At 63.9% G+C, this 13,655-nt stretch carries 16 protein-coding genes; all 16 read left to right on the top strand.

Annotated elements, in window-relative coordinates:
* Positions 1–11 precede the first annotated feature (11 nt).
* The 16 genes from ACI2JH_RS05595 (at position 12) to ACI2JH_RS05520 (ending at position 13,601) form a co-directional block, all read left to right on the top strand.
* Entirely contained in the window at positions 12–1,514 is a 1,503-nt protein-coding gene (locus ACI2JH_RS05595) for a hypothetical protein (protein ID WP_404735651.1), read from the top strand.
* A gap of 89 nt (positions 1,515–1,603) precedes the next feature.
* Entirely contained in the window at positions 1,604–2,347 is a 744-nt protein-coding gene (locus ACI2JH_RS05590) for a glycoside hydrolase family 19 protein (protein ID WP_404735650.1), read from the top strand.
* Positions 2,347–2,667, top strand: coding sequence for a hypothetical protein (locus ACI2JH_RS05585; RefSeq protein WP_101098462.1), 321 nt, complete (start codon positions 2,347–2,349; stop codon positions 2,665–2,667). The genes ACI2JH_RS05590 and ACI2JH_RS05585 overlap by 1 nt, the downstream gene beginning before the upstream one ends.
* A complete protein-coding gene (locus ACI2JH_RS05580; protein ID WP_404735649.1) occupies positions 2,664–3,263 on the top strand; it encodes a hypothetical protein in 600 nt (199 codons plus the stop codon). The genes ACI2JH_RS05585 and ACI2JH_RS05580 overlap by 4 nt, the downstream gene beginning before the upstream one ends.
* A gap of 107 nt (positions 3,264–3,370) precedes the next feature.
* Entirely contained in the window at positions 3,371–3,868 is a 498-nt protein-coding gene (locus ACI2JH_RS05575) for a DUF1441 family protein (protein WP_019182745.1), read from the top strand.
* Positions 3,846–5,927 carry a phage terminase large subunit family protein gene (locus ACI2JH_RS05570; RefSeq protein ID WP_404735648.1) on the top strand — a complete coding sequence of 694 codons (2,082 nt, stop codon included), beginning with the start codon at positions 3,846–3,848 and terminating at the stop codon, positions 5,925–5,927. Before ACI2JH_RS05575 ends, ACI2JH_RS05570 begins: the two co-directional genes overlap by 23 nt.
* Before the next feature lies 1 nt (position 5,928).
* Positions 5,929–6,147 (top strand): phage head-tail joining protein, encoded by a 219-nt coding sequence (locus ACI2JH_RS05565; RefSeq protein ID WP_404735647.1) that lies wholly within the window; start codon positions 5,929–5,931, stop codon positions 6,145–6,147.
* Complete coding sequence (locus ACI2JH_RS05560; RefSeq protein WP_404735646.1) at positions 6,140–7,627, top strand: phage portal protein; 1,488 nt, start codon at positions 6,140–6,142, stop codon at positions 7,625–7,627. Before ACI2JH_RS05565 ends, ACI2JH_RS05560 begins: the two co-directional genes overlap by 8 nt.
* Positions 7,617–8,993 carry a S49 family peptidase gene (locus ACI2JH_RS05555; protein WP_404735645.1) on the top strand — a complete coding sequence of 459 codons (1,377 nt, stop codon included), beginning with the start codon at positions 7,617–7,619 and terminating at the stop codon, positions 8,991–8,993. Before ACI2JH_RS05560 ends, ACI2JH_RS05555 begins: the two co-directional genes overlap by 11 nt.
* Positions 8,994–8,999: 6 nt before the next feature.
* Positions 9,000–9,686 carry a head decoration protein gene (locus ACI2JH_RS05550; RefSeq protein WP_404735644.1) on the top strand — a complete coding sequence of 229 codons (687 nt, stop codon included), beginning with the start codon at positions 9,000–9,002 and terminating at the stop codon, positions 9,684–9,686.
* 81 nt (positions 9,687–9,767) lie between these two features.
* Positions 9,768–10,784 (top strand): major capsid protein, encoded by a 1,017-nt coding sequence (locus ACI2JH_RS05545; protein ID WP_404735643.1) that lies wholly within the window; start codon positions 9,768–9,770, stop codon positions 10,782–10,784.
* A gap of 48 nt (positions 10,785–10,832) precedes the next feature.
* Positions 10,833–11,597, top strand: a complete 765-nt coding sequence (locus ACI2JH_RS05540) for a hypothetical protein (RefSeq protein ID WP_404735642.1) — start codon at positions 10,833–10,835, stop codon at positions 11,595–11,597.
* Positions 11,594–11,920 (top strand): hypothetical protein, encoded by a 327-nt coding sequence (locus ACI2JH_RS05535; RefSeq protein ID WP_349998136.1) that lies wholly within the window; start codon positions 11,594–11,596, stop codon positions 11,918–11,920. The genes ACI2JH_RS05540 and ACI2JH_RS05535 overlap by 4 nt, the downstream gene beginning before the upstream one ends.
* Positions 11,913–12,353 (top strand): hypothetical protein, encoded by a 441-nt coding sequence (locus ACI2JH_RS05530; RefSeq protein ID WP_404735641.1) that lies wholly within the window; start codon positions 11,913–11,915, stop codon positions 12,351–12,353. Before ACI2JH_RS05535 ends, ACI2JH_RS05530 begins: the two co-directional genes overlap by 8 nt.
* A 33-nt stretch (positions 12,354–12,386) precedes the next feature.
* Entirely contained in the window at positions 12,387–13,139 is a 753-nt protein-coding gene (locus tag ACI2JH_RS05525) for a hypothetical protein (RefSeq protein WP_019182755.1), read from the top strand.
* Between the two features lie 3 nt (positions 13,140–13,142).
* On the top strand, positions 13,143–13,601 hold the full coding sequence (locus ACI2JH_RS05520) for a hypothetical protein (protein WP_404735640.1): 459 nt from the start codon (positions 13,143–13,145) through the stop codon (positions 13,599–13,601).
* Positions 13,602–13,655: the final 54 nt, after the last annotated feature.

Here is a 13,655-nt window from a genome sequence, read left to right as displayed (position 1 = left end):
AGGAGTCACGGATGACGTTGCCACACTACGGTCATGTGAAGTCGGTCTTTAGAACTCTGAGCCTAGAGGATTCGCTCATACATATCTGGGCCATGTCAATGCACATATCCCGTGGTATTCCACTGCCTTATGGCTACGAGGACGTTGCTGGCAGAGGTAGTCGAGATCTAAAGAGTTATCTCTTTCCCCATCAGCTTGATCTAATGCTAAGGGAGACGGTGTTGCACGCCGGCTACGGCGCCGTCTCTAGAAGTCTCTTAAGATGGGACGATTTAGCAGACGCCGTCAACTGTATAAATAATTACGGAAATAGTGTCTTCGACGAAGGCGAGAGCGATGCTCTCATGCTCACGATGCACCGATGCGCTCATCAGCAGTTCAATATCTCTAATCCGCTGGATAAGCAAAAGATCGGCAGGTATCTCGCTCTTTATCGTTTCGAGCCGCTCGCAAAAATATTTGAAAGACGCTTGGGAATAGGGGTGGACGAGTATTTCATTCTGGCTTTCGGTGTGCTAGCGGGCTTCTTGTCACGACCTCGCTTGAATGCATCGACCGACTTTTCCGTCCTCGGCTCTAGCCGTTCTGCCTCAAGCGCGTTCTTTTCCCGTCTGATCGGGAGTTATCCGACTTTGAGGTCAAGTCTGATTGCCAGCCAGAACCTCGGGAGTTGTTGGGAGTACACAAGAAATGCGATTCATTTTAGGCCATTGATAAACGTGGACGTCCGGAACCCGGACCGTGTTTATTGCCCGATGCCCGCGTTGCTGGAGCAAAGACTCTACGCGGGAGTTTTCTACGATATTGTCGAAGATACCGAAGAGTTCTCAAAAGCTTATGGATCAGGATTTGAGGACTTAGTTGGCAGAGTGTTGAAGTGCGCGCCCGAGCAACTTGCCGTCGTGAAGCCCCCCGTGTATTTCCTCGGAAAGAGGCGGATGGATGGCGTCGACTGGCTGGTGTCTGATGAAGGTTCGCATCTGTTCATTGAGTGCAAGACAAAAAGAATCACGGCAGCGGCAAAAACTGCTGAAACAACGGCTGCGATAGCGAGCCAGGTAGATGTTCTGGCAAAAGCGATATTCCAGAATTATAAGAACATTGGTGACGCGCTTGACGGCGCTTGGGAGCTGGAGCACCAAGGAAAGAACATCTATAGCCTCGTCGTTACATTGGAAGATTGGCATCTGTTCTCCCCGATCGCAACAGATACATTGCGGCTCTTGGTGGCGGACAGGCTGGTCTCTGCGGGTCTGCCGGATACCTTGCTTCAGCAAGTGCCTTACTTAATATGTAGTATCGAGGAGCTCGAGTGCCTGATCGCAGTATTGCAGTCCCATACGATCGATGAGGTACTTGCGGGGCTTTTTGCTGACGAGTTCCGCGGATGGACACTTGGCACTTACCTCAATCGCGCCTTCCCGGAAGGCACTCGCAGAAAACGAGTCGAGTTCTATACTGACTTCGAGGAAGTCGTGAACAAGGTCGTAGGGAAGTTTCGAGAAGCTACTTGACAGGTGCACACCTCTAGCCTAAAGTTTCAGGCACTGTGACATAGAAGCCTCCGGACGTCTCCGGGGGCTTTTTCATTTTCGGAATTCCTATGCTCCTGACCGCCTCGACAATCCAGCAGGCGGTCGGCTGCAGTGCCGCTACCGCACAGCTATGGGCCAAGCCGCTCTCTGATGCGTGTGCCCTGTATGGGATTAGCACGCCGAAGCGGTTGGCGGCCTTCCTTGCCCAAGTCGGGCATGAGTCGGCCAGCCTGAAGAAGCTGGTGGAGAACCTCAACTACGGCGCCCAAGGCCTGGCCGACACCTGGCCGACCCGTTACGCGGTGAACCCGAATGCCCGCCCCCGAGTACCCAACCAGCTCGCGCACGCGCTGGAGCGGAAGCCGCAGGCGATCGCCAACAATGCCTATGCCAACCGGATGGGTAACGGGCCCGAGTCGAGCGGCGATGGCTGGAAGCATCGCGGCCGTGGGCCGATCCAGAACACCGGAAAGGCGAACCACGCTGGCATGCGCGACACGCTGCGCGCCAAGGGCGTCAAGGCGGTTCCAGACTTCGAAGTGAGCCCGGAGCTGCTTGAGGTTCCGCAGTGGGGCGCCTTGGCGGCTGCTGCGTACTGGGATGCGAACAACCTCAACAAACTGGCCGACGCCGGCAGGTTCGATGAGATCACCCAGCGTATCAACAACGGACAGACCGGCGCCGCCGACCGCCGGGCGCGGTATGCGCGTGCGCTTCCGATCCTGGCGGAGCGAGCAAAGGCTGCCGCGTCAGCTGATTTCAGTCGGGTGAGCGCCACGGTGGACAGCACCGCTCGCAAGGTGGTGCCCTGATGGAAGAGACGACAGCCCCTTGGTGGCTCGCCGGTGGTGCAGCCGCGCTCTGGATTGCCCGCGAGTTCATCGGTGCAGTGCTGAGTCGCAAGCAGGACAAGGCCGAATCAGAGGGGAGTGTTGCCCTCATCGCCGGCCTCACGGCTCGCGTTGAAGGTCTGGAAGCAAGCCAGCTGAAGCTGGGTCAGCAGCTCGCCGAAGAGATGAAGTTGCGGATGGAGGCTCAGGAGCTCGCCCACAAGTTGAGGCTGCGTGTGCTGTCTCTGGAAGCATCCCTTCGCGGCCTCGGTGCCGTCATCCCGCCGGAGATCCCTGGATGAACCGATTCCTGATCGCTCTCGTTATCTTCGCTGCTGGATTCATCGGGGGGTGGTCTTGGCGTGGTGATCGCGCTGAAGCAGCCGTTGCCGTGCAGGAGGTCGCAGCGGTCAAGCAGAACTTGACCGCTGAGCAGGGCGCCCGCGCCGAAGAACACAAGCAGGCCGATACCCTGGCCACCATCGGAGAAAAGCATGAAGAAGCCCGCGCTGCGGCCCCGGCCGTCGCTGATGCTGTTGTGGCTGGCCTGCGCGATGGCACTCTCCGCCTGCGCAACGACCTCGCCGCGTGCCACACCGACCTCCTGTCCCAGACCGCAGCCGGCACCCTCGAACGTGATGCGGCCACCCAGCGCCGAGAAGAGTTTGCGGGCCGAGTTGTTCGAATCGGCCGAGACGCAGACGACCAGCTCCGCGCCTGCCAGGCCGTAGTCGCGGCGGATCGCGCCACATCTGCGTCGAGCGCAGCCCACGCGTGGAACGCCTTCGTGGAACATGGCACCGACCTTTTGCCCACAGGGTATCCACAGAAAGCTGAACGGGCGGGGCCCCTGACGACACCTGTCGCTACCGGGGGGGATTCGGACCCCGGTAATTAAGCGTTTTTCGGCCCCTAGGATGCTCCACCACAGGGCCCGCGTTTTGTCGGATTTCCCCGGGAGAAAGCGCACTTTTTAGGTAGGACGACCTGTACATCGAGTAGGACATGGCCGACATTCGTGACTTCTCTCCAGGCTGGTCAGTCGCCCGCCTGGCGGACGAGTTCGGCATGGACCGGCGAACCGCCGCCAAGCGGCTGCGAGACGCTGGCGTTGCGCCCTTTGGCAAGCGTGCTGGCCACGACGTCTACCGCTTGGCCGACGCCGCCGTCGCTTTGGTGCAGGTGCCAGGCGTCGTTGGCGCGGATGGCGTCGTCGACCCGCGCGATTTGCCCCCGATGGAGCGCCGGGCGTTCTACCAATCTGAAAACGAACGGCTGAAGGTCGAAACCACGACCGGACAGCTTGTACCTGCCGCCGAGGTCGAGGCCGACTACGCCGAGTTGGTGAAAAAGGTCGTGCAGTTCTTCGACACCCTCCCGGACGTTCTCGAGCGCAAGGCGGGGCTGACCCCGGAACAGGTGGTGAAGGTCCAGGACGCCTGTGATGGCGTGCGCCAGACGATGTTCGAGGCAATAACCGATGACCTACGCGACAGCGCGTGAGCTGCGCGGCGGCGTAGCGGAGATGATCAGGCCGCCCAGGCGCATCAAGGTCAGCGAGGGCGCGAAAGCGCTGCACGTGGCCAACGCCAGCGGCGCTGCAGGCAAGTGGGATCCCTCGGTGTCGCCCTATATGGTCCAGCCGCTGGACATGACGGGCAGCCGGCACTACGAAGCAGTGGTGTTCGTCGGGCCGGCGCGGTCCGGCAAGACGATCTCTCTCATCGATGCGCGCTTGGCCTACCTGATCACCTGCAACCCGGCCGACACCATGGTCGTGCAGATGTCCAAGGACGCTGCGGAGGACTACAGCAAGACCCGTATCGCACGTGGCATCGCGGCGAGCCCAGAGCTTCGCAAGCGGCTCAGTCCACGCGCGCATGACGACAATATCCTGCTGAAGTTCTTCCGGTCAGGGATGTCGCTGCGCATGGGATGGCCGTCCATCTCGGTGCTGTCCGGCAAGGACATCCACGACGTGCTGATGACGGACGTGGATAACTACACCGGCGACCTGGGAATCGACGAATGCTTCGGCCTGGCGCTCAAGCGGACGCAGACCTTCATGTCAGCGGGCATGGTCGTAGCCGAGTCGAGCCCTGCCACGGATTACACCGACGGTGCCTGGAAGCCAACGCACCCTCACCACGGCCCGCCCGCTGCCGGTATCGCGGCGCTTTATGCGCGCGGCGATCGCCGGCGGTGGTACTGGCCTTGCCCGGAGTGCGGGGAGCGGTTCATGGCGGCTCCCGGCTACGACGGGTTCGCTCTGCCGCCGATGGACGAGCTGCTCGAGCGCGTGCTGGTGGACGACATCCAGCAGATGGCCAGGCATTACTCCCTGCTGCACTGCCCGAGCTGCGGCGTGGGTTTGGACCATCGCTGGAAGGACGACATGAACCAGGCCGGTGTGTGGGCCGGCGAGGGGCAGATCGTTCATCCGGACGGCAGTATCAGCGGCGATCCGCTGGAGACGCGCATTGCCAGTTACTGGCTGGGCGGCGTTGCTGCGGCGTACCAGTCCTGGGAGTCGCTGATCGAGCGATACCTGCAGGCGATGCGCACCTTTGCCAGCACGGGCGAAGAACGGCCGTTGAAGACGACGCACAACGTCGACGGCGCCATCAATTACGTGCCGATGGCGGCAAGGTCCTCCAGCGATCCGAACGAAATGAAGGAGCGAGCAGAGACGTGGCCGTCAGGCTACGTGCCTCCCGGCGTGCGCTTCCTCATCGCCACCGTGGACAACCAGGCCAACCGGTTCGTGGTGCTGGTTCTGGGGTTCGGCGTGAACGAATCGGGCCAGCTGGAGCGTTGGGTGGTGGATTCCTTCACCCTGCGCACGTCGGCACGTCCGGACGGTTCGGGCGGCTTCCTGCCGCTTGATCCTCCGAAGTACCTCGAGGACTGGGAGCGGTTGGTCGACAAGGTCATCACCAGGCGCTATCCCCTGGGCGATGAAACCGGTCGCAGCATGCCGATTCGCGCCGTCGGCATCGACTGGGGTGGCAAGTCCGGCACGTCGGTGCGAGCACTGGAGTTCTGGCGGTCGCTGAAAAAGCGTCAGTTGCACGGGCGCGTCCGACTGGTGAAGGGCGGCACAAAGCGGGACGCCGCGCTGTTCAAAGAAACGTATCCCGACAGCAGCAAGCGAAAGGACCGTAAGTCCGGCTCCGCCGGCGACGTTCCGCAGCTGCTGCTGAACGCTGATCGGCTGAAAGACACGGTCGACGCGAACGTAAAGCGGGCCGAGCCGGGCCCTGGCTTCTACCACTTCCCGGACTGGCTGCCGGAGGCCTTCTACGCAGAGCTGACCGCAGAGACGCGCACAGCAAATGGCTGGAAGAACCTCGCCGGACGCCGCAACGAAGCCTTCGACTTGAGCGTGTACGCCGAGGGCTTGGCGCTTTGGCTGAAGGTCCCGTCGATCGACTGGAAGGCGCCGCCGGCATGGGCCGCGGAATGGGACGAAAACCCCGATGTCAGGGCTGACGACGTTGCGCCGCCGCCGGCGCGCACGCGCACCCGACGCGTTATTCGAAGCAAGTACCTGGGACGCTGATATGGCATTCACCAATGAGCAAATCGTTGCGCTGGAAAGCGCGATCGCCAGCGGCATCTTGACCGTTCGGTACGCCGATCGCACCGTCACCTATCAGAGCCTGAAGGAGATGCGCATCACGCTGCGGCAAATGCGCGGCGAGATGGCGGTGCAGGCACCTGGCAGGCCGCGCGCGCGGCGCACCATCCGCCTCTACCAGTCGGGCAGCGGCAATGTCTGAGGTCGATGAGAGCACCTACCGAGCTGCTGGCATGGGGCGAAGGCTGCGGATGTTCCGGCCGGCGTCGCTCGGGCCGAACGCAGCGCTGCTCAGCCTGCCCACCGTGCTGGCGCGCGCGCGCCACTTGGCACGCAACGATCCGTGGATGGTCAGCGCTCTCAACAAGAGCGTGTCCAACGGCATCGCGACTGGCATCCAAGCCAAAGCCATTTGGGGTACGAAGGCCCACAAGGCCCAAGTCGCAGGCCTGTGGAAGCGCTGGGGGAAATACGCCGACGCTGACGGCGTGTTGGACTGGTCCGGGCTCCAAGCTTTGGCCTGGCGGGAGTGGAAGGAGGCCGGCGAGGTGTTCGCGCGGATCCGGTTCCGTCGTCCGGAGGACGGGCTGCCCGTTCCGCTGCAGGTGCAGCTGATCGAGTCGGAACAGTGCCCTCAGCATTACTACGGCGTGGCCAGCAACGGCAACGCGATCCGCCAGGGCATCGAGTTCGATCGCATCGGTCGCCGTGTTGCGTACTGGATGTACCGCGAGCACCCCGGCGACTTCCATGTCGCGATCAACGGCAATGAACTGGTCCGCGTGCCAGCCGAGCAGGTCATGCACCTTTACCGGCCGAACCGCGCTGGTGCCATCCGGGGTGTGCCGACTTCCGCGCCAGCGCTGCTGCGGATGTTCAACCTGGACCGCCTCGATGACGCGGTGCTGGAACGACAGGCGATTGCCAACCTGTTCGCGGGCTTCTTCACCACGCCTGAGCCCCAAGAAGACGCTGAGGCAACGCCGCTGGGTGACTTGGCCACAGGTGATGATATCGACGGTACGCCGTTGGGCGGCCTCGAGCCGGCGACGATGCAGGAGCTGCCGCCGGGCTACAAGGTTGAGTTCGCCAATCCGCCCAGCGCCGGGTCCGACTACGCGGAGTTCCTGCGTGGACATCTGCTTGCGATCAGCGCGAGCCAGGACGTGCCCTACGAAGTGCTCACCGGCGACCTGCGCAACGTCTCCGATCGTGCCCTGCGCCTGATCCTCAACGAGTTCAGGCGGGTGATTGAGCAGGACCAGTGGCTCTACATGATCCCGATGTTCTGCCAGCGAGTGCGCGACGCCTTCTACGACCAGGCGGTGCTGTCAGGCCTGCTCCTGGTGCCAGGGTATGCCGAGCTGCGCGATGAAGTGACCGAGACCCTGTGGGTGCCGGAAGGCTGGCCGTGGAGCCACCCTGTGCAGGACGTGAGCGCAGAGCTGAAGGCTGTGCGGGCTGGCTTCAAATCGCGCTCCAAGGTGGTCCTGGGGGCCGGCGAGGATCCTGAGCAGGTGGACGAAGAGAACGAGGCCGATAACCAGCGGACCGATGACAAGGGCCTGATTTACGACAGCGACCCCCGCCGTACCAATGGCTCAGGCGCGCTGCAAGGCGCTGCGGAAGACAAAGGCGCCGCCGGCGCCGCAGACCCCAATGAGGAAGACGATGAACAGTAAGCCCGGCCTTCTGGCCCGTATCTTCGGCCGCGGCAGCCGCGCGCCGGTCGTGTCGTCGCTCGCGGCGGTGGCGCTCAACAGCCCGCTGCTGGTGCATCAGGGCCACGGCGAAGCCATCATCGGGGCCTACCTGACTGGCGAGGTCACCAGCGCTGACACCGAAATGCGCACCGAGCGTCTGGAGCTGCCTGACGGCGGGGACACCGTTGCGCCCGATCGCTCGCTGATAGGCGTCATCAACGTATCCGGCGCGCTGGTCAATCGTCCGATGCCCGGTCCCAGCGGTGCCGGCCCGATGAGCTACGCAGCTCTGCGCGCTACTTTCGACGAGCTGATCGAGGACGACCGGGTAGGCACCATCATCCTGCGTCTCGATTCGCCCGGCGGAATGGCCGCGGGCTGCTTCGACCTGGTGGATCACATCTACGCCGCCCGCAGTAAGAAGCCGATCTATGCACTGGTCGACGACAACGCGTATTCGGCCTGCTTCGCGCTGGCCACGGCCTGTGATGAGATCTGGATCAGCCGCACCGGCGGCGTAGGCTCGGTCGGCGTAGTGGCCTACCACTACGACTGGAGCGCAGCCGACGAACGCATGGGGCTGCGAGCGACGCCGATCTATGCCGGTTCCCGCAAGGTAGACCTCAGCCCCCACATGCCCCTGAGCGACGAGGCACGCGCCTCGGCACAGGCCAACATTGATGCGCTTTACGGCATGTTCGTCGACACCGTGGCCCGCAACCTCAGCATTGATGCGGATGCGGTGCGTGCCACCGAGGCCGCGTGCTTCCAAGGGCAGGCGGCAGTCGATGCGGGCTTCGCCACGCGCCTTGGCACCTGGCACGACCTGCTGGCACATGTCGGCGCTGAGGGAGCGCCGAGTTCTGCGGCGCCTGGTGATCCGGAGGCAGACGACGTCGAGGCGTCTGCTGCAACCGTAGAGCCGGGGGCTGCGCCGGGTGACGCTGCGGCAGCAGGCCCTGGGCCGGCTGCCACGACGGCATCCCCTGCGGCCGCATTGGCCAGCGCGGTTGCCGACAGTGACCTGCCCTCGGATATCGGAATCGCTCTGATTCGCCGCGGCGTCAAAGGCGAGGAAGGAGCGGAGGAAGCGCTCGCATACGCCGTCGCGGTGCAGGACGCATGCGCGGCCGCATTGCGGGACGGTGCTTCGCTTGCGCCGGGTTTCATCAAGGAGAACACCGATCTGGCGACGGTTCGCACGCAGCTGCTGTCCATGAAAGCCACGGAGGGCGAGAGCACCCAGATCGTGACCACCACGCCGGCGGCGGATGCCGCGAAACAGGCCAACCCGGCGAAGGCCCAGCTGGATCCCAACCACATCTATCAAATGCGAGCGAGGTAAAGAAACATGGAAATCAACCTGAAAGGCGTGCGCAACGCCGAGTTCCTGCTTTCGGAGGCAGGCGGCCAGCGGAGCCGCGAACTGGTCGTGCTGCCGGCCGGCCAGGGCGTGCTGCCGGCCGGGGCCCTGCTGAAGGCCGACAACACCGCGGCGGAAGATGGCGCCGAGGCAGTGAAGGTCCTCTATGGTGCGGTGGACACCGGTGAGCCCGGAACGGAGATGCCCTCGAAGGGCACTGCGGTGGTGCGTGACGCCGAGGTGTTCGGCGAGATGCTTTCCTACGGCAATGCTACCGACGACCAGAAACTGCTCAGTGCGCTGAGCCTGGCCGAGTCCGGAATCATCGTGCGGTGGACCAAGAAGCCGGCTGCATCCAACACTGCCGACAATCTGAAGTTCTCCTCCGCTCCGGCCGCCGGCACGGCAGGTGTCGTTGTGGATCCGGTGGTGGCCAAGATCAAGGACATCTTCGGCGGCCTGGTCACTGGCAGCGCGGCGAGCGTGACGCTGGCGAAAGCCACCGGCCCGGGCAACGTCGTCGGCGGTGGGGCGAAGGCTGCCGTCAACGGTGTGGTGACCTGGGACGCGGTGACGTTCTCGGCTGCGGGCGACTACACCCTGAAGGTCACCGCCGCTGGCCTGGGCGAAGCCATCACCGAAACCATCACCATTGCCGCCGCTGGCGGCGCGTAACAGCCGCACCGCTTGCTTACCAAGGCCCCGCTCAGTCGGGGCCTTTTTCATTCCCCCGATCTACCACAGGACTCACCCACTATGGATCTGGCAACTCTGCTCGCACTGGGCGTACTGACCTTCGATCAGCTCAACGCCTACATCAACAACCTGCCGCGTATCCACACCCGGATCGCGGACATGAACCTGTTCCAGGAAGACGGCCTGGTCGGCACCACAATCGTCAAGGTCGGACTGGCCGGCGACAAACTGGTGCTGGTGCCGAACGTGCCGCGCGGCTCGCCGGCTCAGCCCAAGGGTCTGGCCCGTGGCAAGGTCAAGCTGCTGGAGACCACCCACCTGCCGCAGCGCTCCACGGTGATGGCCGACCAGCTGCTGGGCGTGTATGACCCGGTCAACGACCCGACGGGCACCAACGTGGCCTCGGTTGTGAATGCCCTGCAGGCCATCCACAAGCGCGACCTGGACTACACCATCGAGTACCACCGCATCGGGGCCCTGCGCGGCCAGGTTCTGGATTCCGATGACTCCGTCATCGTCGATCTCTACGAAGAGTTCGGCGCGGAGCAGACCGTCATCGGAATGCAGCTGGGCGTCGCAGACACGCGTATGCGCGCGAAGGTGCTGGCCATCAAGCGCCAGATCGAGGCCAAGCTGGGCGGGGTGCCGCACCGTGGCATCCACGTCTTCTGCAGCGCCAGCTTCTTCGATGACCTGACCGAGCACAAGCAGGTGAAGGACGCCTACGCGCGCTGGCAGGACGGCGCCGCCCTGCGGGACGACATGCGCCAGGGCTTCACCTTCGCCGGCGTGACGTTCGAGGAGCTGCCGGGCGGCATCGGCGAAAATCCGTTCATCCCGGAAGGCGAAGCCATCGCGTTCCCGCTGGGCGTGCCGGACATGTTCATCACGCGCTTCGCCCCGGCCGATTACCTGGAAACCGTCCGTACCAAGGGCCTGCCGTACTACACCAAGACGGCCAAGCTGCGCATGGACAAGGGCATCGAGCTGGAAAGCCAGTCCAACCCCCTGAGCCTCAACACCCGCCCGGACGCGGTGGTGCGGCTGAAGCGTGGCGCGGACGACTCCGAAGAGTAAGCCGCCGGCACCCGGCCCGCATCAGCGGGCCGGGTAGGGGAGCACACCATGGCCCAGATCAAGATCGGCGTGGATCCAGACGGTCTGTTCGATCGCCAGCTGACCGAGCTGGAGACCCAACAGGTTCCCTTCGCCGCGCGCCAGGCATCCAACGCCGTCGCCTTTGAGATCCGCGAGCGCTGGAAGCGCACGGCCCCGCGCGTCTTCGACAGGCCCACGCCGCTCACGGTCAATGCGGCCATGTACCGCAAGGCCACAAAGGAGCAGCCCTACGCGGAAATCTTCATCCGTGATGAAGCGTTCAAGGGCACGCCGCCAGCCAAGTACCTGCTGGCCGAGGTAGAGGGTGGTGAGCGTCGTAAGAAGGGGTTCGAGCGGTTGCTGCAGCAGCGCGGCCTGCTTTCGCCCAGCCAGTTCGCAGTCTTGGGCAGAGGAGCGAACTCCAACGCCTATGGGAATCTTCCTGCAGGCCAGATCACCAGAATCTTGTCCCAGCTGGGCGCATCACGCGACCAGTACCAGGACCAGACCGACGTCAGCACCAAGCGCCGGCGGCGGTCCAAGAAAAAGCGAGGCGGCGAGTACTTCGTGCTGCCCAAGCGTCGGGGCGCGCTGCGGCCCGGCATCTATGAGCGCATCGCTACGCCGTGGGGCTCGGCAGTGCGCTCGATCTTCATCTTTACCGGCACCGCCAAGTACCGGTCGCGCTACGACATCTTCGGCATGGCCGACGACACCTGGAAGAGGCTGATGCCCTTCTTCCTGAAGCGCGAGCTGGAGAAGGCCATGCAAACCGCCAGGCCAAGAGAATGAACCAGAGAGCGTTTCTCCAGGGCCTCGACGCCCTCATGTTCGCCGCCTTCAAGGGAGCCGGCATCGCCGACGGGGCGACCTACCAGCACAGCACGGCCGCGCCGGTGCCGTGCACCGCGCTCCACGACGAGGGGGTGCAGGACTTCGACGAAGAGGGAGTTGCGGTGAGCACGCCGTATAACCGCGTCACCCTGCAGCTGGCTGAAGTCTCGCCGCGAGGCGGTGGCATCGTGCAGATCGACGCCACAGGCCGACGGCTGAAGCTCGAGCAGAAGATCCGCGGCGATGAGTCGTCGCAGGTCTGGGAGGTATCCAATGCATAGCCCGAGCCCGCGCCGTCTCTTGCTCGGCGCCTTTGCCGAGTGCCTGTCGGTCATCTCGACCAACAACGGCTACCGGACCAACGTCGGCGCGGACTGGACGCTGGAACCGCGTCCTGGTGACGCCACCAGCACCGGCGTTTTCAGCGCGCTGATTGAAAAGCAGCAGCGCGCCGCTGACGCCGCTCTGGTGCAGACCCACCGCCTTACCACCGTAGCTGTCATCGCAAAGCTGCCGGCGGACACCGATCACCTGCAGGAGCGTCTGGACGACCTGGTGACCGACATCGAGATGGCGATGTCCCAGAAACAACGCAGGTTCCCGCTTGGCTTCACGTACCCCGTCTATCTCGGTATGGAACCGCTGATGCCGGAGTCGGCAGCCGCCGGCTGGGTGGGCGTTTCTGTGACCTACCAGTCCCACATCCCCAAGTAACCAGCCGCTCAGCGGCTTCACCGGAGAAACACCATGTCCAAAGATTACAGCTACCTGGGTAGCGGCATCGTCCTGATCCGCGAATGGAACAGCGGCCAGCCGCTGGAAGAGGTCGGCAACGTGTCGGCTTACAGCTTCTCGCCGCAGACCAACACCATCGAGCTGGCTGACGGGCAGAACCCGGGCGGCGGCCCGGCCAACAGCGTCGATCGCGTGACCGGGTACAACCTGTCCTACACCTTCCACGACTTCAAGCCCTCCAACTTCGCGCGCTCGCTGCGCGGCAAGGCCACGGCAGTGGCCGCCGCCACCATCGCGGAAGAAGCCGCAGCTGCCGCGATCGGCGCGTTCGTTCCACTGACCCGGATTGCCGCGGAGGTGACCAGCGTTAAGAACACTGCCGGTGCCGTCACCTACGAGGCTGGGAAGGACTACCGTCTGGAACGCGGCATGCTGTTCATTCCCGTCGGCTCTGCGATTCCCGCGCCGGTGAACGGGGTGCCCAACATCAAGGTCAGCTACAAGCACGGCGCCATCGGCCGCGTGGAAGTTGGCGTCACGTCCCAGAAGTTCTACGAGATCCACTTCGTTGGCATCAACGAAGCCCAGGGCGGCAAGCTGGTCCGCGCGATCGCACACAAGGTGAAGGGCGGCATGCTCAACGAAATGGGGCTGCTCGGTGACCAGTTCGCCTCCGGCACCGTCGCCGGTGCGCTGGTCAAGGACTCGGCCAAGGCCACGGGCCCGGACATCTCGCCCTACTTCTACTGGGAACAGGAGGAGTAAGGCATGGACGGCTTCGAAGTGGTGACGCCGCCGACGGCGCAGGTTTCGTTCCGTGGCGAGGTGCTGGAAGTGGGGCCGTTGCGGCTGGAGCAGCTGGCCCCCTTCATCACCGCAGCGCGCTCGATCATCGGGCGCGTGGTGATGGCGGCGGGGCTGCTGGGGGAGGGCGCCCAGATGGAAAGCGGTGCTGTGGTGTTGGACCTGCTCGAGCAGGATGCTCCGGCTTTCGCCTCGGCCCTCTCCATCGTTACCGGCCGGCCGCCCGAATGGATCGCCAAGGGCACCGTGGATGAGGTGGCCAGCCTGGTGGAGGCGGTGGTCGGGTTGAATCGCGATTTTTTCGCCCGACGGCTTCCGCACCTGTTGGCAAAGGTGGCGAAGCCGAAGATTCCGCCGACCACGGATGGGAAGACCTCATCCACCAGCTCATCGCCTGCGGACACCAGCGCCGCGACATCCTGACCTACACCCTGGCCCAACTGCGGGCCTTTGGCACCGCTGCTGCCCGCGCCGAGC

The sequence above is a fragment of the Stenotrophomonas sp. NPDC078853 genome, from assembly GCF_044901215.1.
Classification (GTDB): domain Bacteria; phylum Pseudomonadota; class Gammaproteobacteria; order Xanthomonadales; family Xanthomonadaceae; genus Stenotrophomonas; species Stenotrophomonas lacuserhaii.
Note: the sequence above shows the minus strand (reverse complement) of the source record. Positions and strands in the feature narration are given on the sequence as shown.

Bases quoted from the DNA above. Each gene is read 5' to 3' on its own strand.
- ACI2JH_RS05575 (WP_019182745.1), top strand. From the start codon at position 3,371: ATGGCCGACATTCGTGACTTCTCTCCAGGCTGGTCAGTCGCCCGCCTG.
- ACI2JH_RS05525 (WP_019182755.1), top strand. From the start codon at position 12,387: ATGTCCAAAGATTACAGCTACCTGGGTAGCGGCATCGTCCTGATCCGC.
- ACI2JH_RS05535 (WP_349998136.1), top strand. From the start codon at position 11,594: ATGAACCAGAGAGCGTTTCTCCAGGGCCTCGACGCCCTCATGTTCGCC.
- ACI2JH_RS05595 (WP_404735651.1), top strand. From the start codon at position 12: ATGACGTTGCCACACTACGGTCATGTGAAGTCGGTCTTTAGAACTCTG.
- ACI2JH_RS05565 (WP_404735647.1), top strand. From the start codon at position 5,929: ATGGCATTCACCAATGAGCAAATCGTTGCGCTGGAAAGCGCGATCGCC.
- ACI2JH_RS05550 (WP_404735644.1), top strand. From the start codon at position 9,000: ATGGAAATCAACCTGAAAGGCGTGCGCAACGCCGAGTTCCTGCTTTCG.
- ACI2JH_RS05530 (WP_404735641.1), top strand. From the start codon at position 11,913: ATGCATAGCCCGAGCCCGCGCCGTCTCTTGCTCGGCGCCTTTGCCGAG.
- ACI2JH_RS05580 (WP_404735649.1), top strand. From the start codon at position 2,664: ATGAACCGATTCCTGATCGCTCTCGTTATCTTCGCTGCTGGATTCATC.
- ACI2JH_RS05555 (WP_404735645.1), top strand. From the start codon at position 7,617: ATGAACAGTAAGCCCGGCCTTCTGGCCCGTATCTTCGGCCGCGGCAGC.
- ACI2JH_RS05540 (WP_404735642.1), top strand. From the start codon at position 10,833: ATGGCCCAGATCAAGATCGGCGTGGATCCAGACGGTCTGTTCGATCGC.
- ACI2JH_RS05545 (WP_404735643.1), top strand. From the start codon at position 9,768: ATGGATCTGGCAACTCTGCTCGCACTGGGCGTACTGACCTTCGATCAG.
- ACI2JH_RS05560 (WP_404735646.1), top strand. From the start codon at position 6,140: ATGTCTGAGGTCGATGAGAGCACCTACCGAGCTGCTGGCATGGGGCGA.
- ACI2JH_RS05520 (WP_404735640.1), top strand. From the start codon at position 13,143: ATGGACGGCTTCGAAGTGGTGACGCCGCCGACGGCGCAGGTTTCGTTC.
- ACI2JH_RS05570 (WP_404735648.1), top strand. From the start codon at position 3,846: ATGACCTACGCGACAGCGCGTGAGCTGCGCGGCGGCGTAGCGGAGATG.
- ACI2JH_RS05590 (WP_404735650.1), top strand. From the start codon at position 1,604: ATGCTCCTGACCGCCTCGACAATCCAGCAGGCGGTCGGCTGCAGTGCC.
- ACI2JH_RS05585 (WP_101098462.1), top strand. From the start codon at position 2,347: ATGGAAGAGACGACAGCCCCTTGGTGGCTCGCCGGTGGTGCAGCCGCG.